The sequence below is a fragment of the Methylobacterium sp. WL18 genome, assembly GCF_008040015.1.
Lineage (GTDB): Bacteria > Pseudomonadota > Alphaproteobacteria > Rhizobiales > Beijerinckiaceae > Methylobacterium > Methylobacterium mesophilicum.
In genome coordinates, this window is the sequence record NZ_VRVD01000384.1 from 1 (window position 1) to 4535 (window position 4535).

The 4535-nt window shown below is 69.8% G+C and carries 8 protein-coding genes; 4 read left to right on the forward strand and 4 right to left on the reverse strand.

What is annotated here, in order from left to right:
* Window positions 1-146 precede the first annotated feature (146 nt).
* The 3 genes from tal (at window position 147) to FV228_RS21105 (ending at window position 1869) form a co-directional block, all read left to right on the forward strand.
* Window positions 147-1109: a transaldolase gene (tal, locus tag FV228_RS21095; RefSeq protein ID WP_147856403.1), complete on the forward strand. Its 963-nt coding sequence runs from the start codon at window positions 147-149 to the stop codon at window positions 1107-1109.
* 134 nt (window positions 1110-1243) lie between these two features.
* A complete protein-coding gene (locus FV228_RS21100) occupies window positions 1244-1492 on the forward strand; it encodes a hypothetical protein (protein WP_147856404.1) in 249 nt (82 codons plus the stop codon).
* A 140-nt stretch (window positions 1493-1632) separates the two neighbouring features.
* Window positions 1633-1869 carry a hypothetical protein gene (locus tag FV228_RS21105; protein ID WP_147856405.1) on the forward strand — a complete coding sequence of 79 codons (237 nt, stop codon included), beginning with the start codon at window positions 1633-1635 and terminating at the stop codon, window positions 1867-1869.
* 126 nt (window positions 1870-1995) lie between these two features.
* Here the strand turns inward: FV228_RS21105 and FV228_RS33290 are convergent, their stop codons facing one another.
* The 4 genes from FV228_RS33290 to FV228_RS21115 all read right to left on the reverse strand — a co-directional run bounded on the left by FV228_RS33290 (window position 1996) and on the right by FV228_RS21115 (window position 3688).
* Entirely contained in the window at window positions 1996-2136 is a 141-nt protein-coding gene (locus tag FV228_RS33290) for a hypothetical protein (protein ID WP_187277845.1), read from the reverse strand.
* A complete protein-coding gene (locus tag FV228_RS21110) occupies window positions 2136-2369 on the reverse strand; it encodes a hypothetical protein (protein ID WP_147856408.1) in 234 nt (77 codons plus the stop codon). Before FV228_RS21110 ends, FV228_RS33290 begins: the two co-directional genes overlap by 1 nt.
* Window positions 2370-2490: 121 nt before the next feature.
* Entirely contained in the window at window positions 2491-2649 is a 159-nt protein-coding gene (locus tag FV228_RS33295; RefSeq protein WP_187277846.1) for a hypothetical protein, read from the reverse strand.
* Window positions 2650-2824: 175 nt separating this feature from the next.
* A complete protein-coding gene (locus FV228_RS21115) occupies window positions 2825-3688 on the reverse strand; it encodes a class II aldolase/adducin family protein (protein ID WP_147856406.1) in 864 nt (287 codons plus the stop codon).
* Between the two features lie 212 nt (window positions 3689-3900).
* Here FV228_RS21115 and FV228_RS21120 point away from each other — a divergent pair.
* Window positions 3901-4535, forward strand: a 635-nt coding sequence (locus FV228_RS21120; protein WP_147856407.1) for a LysR family transcriptional regulator, incomplete at its 3' end; no start/stop codon positions are given.

Below are 4535 nucleotides of genomic sequence, written 5' to 3' on the forward strand. Positions count from 1 at the left end.
ATGGCGCCTATGTCCCGGGTATCGGCGACCTCCACGGTCTTGTTGCGGCGTTGATCGCGCAGCTATGTCATCTTTCCCCGCGCCGTTTGCTTCGGCCGCGAGCCCCGGCCCGGGACCGTCGGCCGTGCCAAACGACGAGGTGAACGATGACATCGCTGCTCGATCAACTCCGCACCATGACCGTGGTGGTCGCCGATACCGGCGACATCGGCGCCATCGAGACGCTCAAGCCGATCGACTGCACCACCAATCCGTCGCTGCTGCTGAAGGCCGCCGGGATGGAGGGCCTCGCCCCGATCGTTGACGAGGCGGTGGCCTGGGGCAGGAAGCAGGGCGGCGAGACCGAGGATGTCGTCCAGGCGGTGGCCGACCGGCTCGCCGTATCGGTGGGCGTCGAGCTGACCAAGCTGGTGCCGGGGCGCGTCTCCACCGAGGTCGACGCCAATCTCTCCTTCAACACCGAGCGGACGCTGGAGAAGGCCCGGGCGATCATCCGCGCCTACGACGAGCGCGGCGTCTCGCGCGACCGGGTGCTGATCAAGATCGCCTCGACCTGGGAGGGCATCCAGGCGGCCCGCGTGCTCCAGCGCGAGGGCGTCGACTGCAACCTGACCCTGCTGTTCTCCCTGGTCCAGGCCATGGCCTGCGCGGATGCCGGGGTGTTCCTGATCTCGCCCTTCGTCGGGCGGATCACCGACTGGTACGCCAAGGCCGAGGGGAAGACCTTCACGGCCGAGGAGGATCCCGGCGTCCGGTCGGTGCGGGCGATCTACGCCGCCTACAAGGCGCGCGGGATCGAGACCGTCGTGATGGGCGCCTCGTTCCGTACCATCGGCCAGATCCAGGCGCTCGCGGGCTGCGACCGGCTGACCATCTCGCCGAAGCTGCTGGAGGAGCTGGCCGCGACGGAGGGCGATCTCCCCCGCGCCCTGTCGCCCGAGTCCTACGGCACGCCGCCCGAGGCGCCCGCGACGGACGAGTTCTCGTTCCGCTGGGAGATGAACGAGAGCGCCATGGCCACGGAAAAGCTCGCCGAGGGCATCCGGCAGTTCGGCAGCGACCTGCGCGCGCTCCACACCCTCATCCGCGAACGGCTGGCGCGGGGGTGACCTGAACGCGGATCCAACGAAGCGCGGTGCGGCCCGGCCCGGAACGCGGGTCGGACCCGCGTTCCGCCGGTGGATCGTTCCGGGCGAGCGCCGAGTTTAATCCTCGCCGCATCGGTCGCGGTTCGGAGTGAGCCGTGTACAATCCCATCTTCTCGTGGATGATGCTGGCGATCGAGGCCCAGCGCGTGGTCGAGCTGCGCCTGGTGCGCCTTGCCTGGGGCGGCAGCGCGGGGATGGCCGAGGCGCAATCCATGGTGACCGAGAAGGTCGAGGCCGCCGGCGAGGCCATGACGACGCTCATGCTGGGCGGCTCGCCCGAGACGGTCATCGCCCGCTACCGCGAGCACGTCGCCTCCAACACCAAGCGCCTGACCGCCGCCTGACGGTGCGGCGACCGCCGGCGCCGGCCCATGCGGGCTGGGCGGCGGGTCCCGATCGGGGTACCTCTTCTCTCGCCGAGGCGCGATATCGCCCCCGGCGACGGCCGCCTGTCGTGCGGCCAGGACGGATCTGAACGCCTGCTATGATCGAGCCGAACCAAACCGCCTTCATCGTGAAGGTCGCCCGCCGGGACGAGGACACCCCGGACTGCCTGCTGACGGTGTTCTACGCCGTGATCGCGGACGATCCCGACAGCGGGGTCAAGATCGTGCGGGAGGCCGTGAAGGATGGGGCCGAGGTCACGCTGACCGAGGTTCGCCTTTCGCAGGCGACCGCGCAGGCCATCGACCTGCGCCCGGGCTACGCGCGCGCGCTCTGACCGGAATTCGGCTTCCACGCCCATCCGTGTTGAGGGGCGAAATCGGATGGGCGTGGAAGGCCAGCGATCGGCTGGTGCAACCGGGGTAGGGCGACAAGGTTAACGGGGCCTTACCGCCGCGCCCGCTCAGGCCTGCGGGGCGATCCAGCCGAGGACCGACGCGCAGCGTTCGGCCTGGAGGCGGGTCAACCCGGAGGCGACCGCCGCACCGTTGCGATAGACCACGAAGGTGCCGTCGTCGGTCGCGCGGATCTTGATCGAGGCCATCACGCGTCCCCGCCGACGAACGCCTGAAGCTGCGTCAACCCGCTCGCGGTGATCTGCCAGGTTGCGAGCCCGTCGCCGACCGCGACCTGCTCCAGATGGCCGACACTCGCGAGGGCCGTGAGCCGGCTGTGATCGCCGGGCCAGGATGCGTTCGGCTTTCGCTGAATGGAGATCCGAGAGTTGCCGGAGCCGGCGGCCTTATTGAGCAGGCGGCGCTCGTGATTGACCAGCATTGGCACTCCTGGGCAGTTCCAATCGGGATGCATTACTTACGTACAAGCTGGCCTATATGGCCAAGCTTGGCAACCCCATGCCCTGAAAACCCCTTGCATTGGTTCGGCTCATCGCCATGGATCAGGATGCGAGCGCCAGATCCGCCCCGGCGAAGCCCAGCCCGGCCAGGAACAGGCAGCCCCCCATCCCTTCGAGCAAGGCGCGGTAGCGCAGCGCCCACAGGGATGCGGCGGCCAGGCCCGTGCCGGCCACCACGCAGAACACGCCCAATCCCATCATGCCGGCCTCCCGGTCGAACCGCGACGCGGAGACGACCCTTCCCGAACCCGAAAGGTTGCGGGCCCCGCAGGTTGTCGACAGGCAAACCTCGTGTCGACGGCGGAAGGGCCGGCTTTGCGGCCGACCCTCGACAAGCGGCCCCGCAGCCGCGGCCGGCTTCGCACCAGCGAACGCTTCAGTCGAACATGTCGGGCTGCGTCGCGGCGATGTGGCTGTAGAGCGTCTGGAAGTGCAGCCAGCCGATATAGTCGCTGCCGACATGCTCGCGGCTGTAGCGGGCGGTCTTCTCCGACAGGAGCTGCGGCTTGATACCGGTCGCCTCGACCAGCAGCTGCTGCTTGCAGGCCCGCTCCAGGGCGATGAACCAGAACGCCGCGTCGTCGATGCTGTGGCGACTGCAGGTGAGCAGGCCATGGTTCTGGTGCAGCACCCCGCGGTTGCGGCCGATCTGCTGGGCCACCGAGAGGCCGCTCGCCTTCTCGACCGCGACCGCCCCGGCCGAGGCGCCGATCACCGCGTGGCTGTCGTAGAAGGCGGCCGCATCCTGGCTGATCATGTCCAGCGGCCGGCCGGTGGCGCACCAGGCGGTGCCGTAGGTCGTGTGCGCGTGGCACATCGCCAGCACGTCGGGATGCTCGTCGTGCACGGCGGCGTGGAGCACGAAGCCGGCGCGGTTGATCGCGTAGCGCCCCTCGACCACGTCGCCCTTGTGGTCGGCCAGGATCAGGTTCGACATCCGCACCTGCGAGAAGTGCACGCACATCGGGTTGGTCCAGTACAGCTCCGGATGCTCGGGATCGCGGATCGTGAGGTGCCCGGCGAAGCCGTAATCGAAGCCGTGCATCGCGAAGGCCCGGCAGGCCGCCACGAGGTGCTGCTTGCGGTATTCCCGCGCCTCGGCGTGGCTGGTGAATTCCGGCATCTCCGGAAAGATCAGGCCCGCCTGCTCGGGCTGGTAGATCGAGGTCCGCTTCCGGCCGGCGCTGTCGTCGGGCAGGTCGATGGCGACAGCGCTGTCGTGGGCGTGGTCGTCGAGCATGGCGTGTCCTCTCGTCGGGTGAAGCCGGAATGCGGGCCGCCCGCCACGCCTCGAGCCCGGCGGCGCGGGGCCATGCCGAACGGCGGTGTATTCCCGCCGCCCCGTCGCCGTTGGCCGTCTTCGCAAACTGATCGGCACTATCGTGCCGCCCTCCGTCATTGACAAACGACGATTTTTCACGATTTCCGTGAATCCGGTTCACGGATTGCAGCATGCGGCGGATCCCGAGTTTTCCCGCCCTGCGGGCCTTCGAGGCCGCCGCGCGCCTCGGCAGCTTCGCCCGGGCGAGCGAGGAGCTGCACCTGACGCCCTCGGCGGTGAGCCATCAGGTCCGTGCGCTGGAGCGCACCCTCGGGCGCACCCTGTTCCGACGCGCCAACCGCCGGGCCATCCTGACCGCCGACGGCGAGCGCCTGTGCGCGGGCCTCGCCCAGGCCTTCGACGCCATCGAGGCGCTCTGCGCCGAGCTGAGCCCGCCGCCGCCCTCGTCGCTGGCTGTGCATTGCACGCCGAGCTTCGCCGCGAAGTGGCTCGGGCCCCGGCTGCCCTCCTTCGTGGAGGCGCATCCCGGCATCGGCATCCGCCTCTCCAGCGGCGCCGAGCCGGTCGACCTCGCCCGGCACGAGGAGATCGACATCCTGATCGCCTATGGCCGCCCCCCGGCCGGGCCAGGATTGACGGTCGAGGCGCTGGGCCGGGAGGAGATCGCGGCCCTGTGCACGCCGGATCTCGCCCGGGCGCTCGGGCCGATCGAGGCCGCCACGGTCGCGCGCATCCCGCGGCTGGACTCGTCGTTCAGCCCGGTGCGCTGGCCGGACTGGTTCGCCCTGAACGGCCTGCCGCCGCC

What these genes read in the sequence shown, in the direction of transcription:
- tal (WP_147856403.1), top strand. Translation starts at nt 147, where the DNA reads ATGACATCGCTGCTCGATCAACTCCGCACCATGACCGTGGTGGTCGCC.
- FV228_RS21105 (WP_147856405.1), top strand. Translation starts at nt 1,633, where the DNA reads ATGATCGAGCCGAACCAAACCGCCTTCATCGTGAAGGTCGCCCGCCGG.
- FV228_RS33290 (WP_187277845.1), bottom strand. Translation starts at nt 2,136, where the DNA reads ATGGCCTCGATCAAGATCCGCGCGACCGACGACGGCACCTTCGTGGTC.
- FV228_RS21110 (WP_147856408.1), bottom strand. Translation starts at nt 2,369, where the DNA reads ATGCTGGTCAATCACGAGCGCCGCCTGCTCAATAAGGCCGCCGGCTCC.
- FV228_RS33295 (WP_187277846.1), bottom strand. Translation starts at nt 2,649, where the DNA reads ATGATGGGATTGGGCGTGTTCTGCGTGGTGGCCGGCACGGGCCTGGCC.
- FV228_RS21115 (WP_147856406.1), bottom strand. Translation starts at nt 3,688, where the DNA reads ATGCTCGACGACCACGCCCACGACAGCGCTGTCGCCATCGACCTGCCC.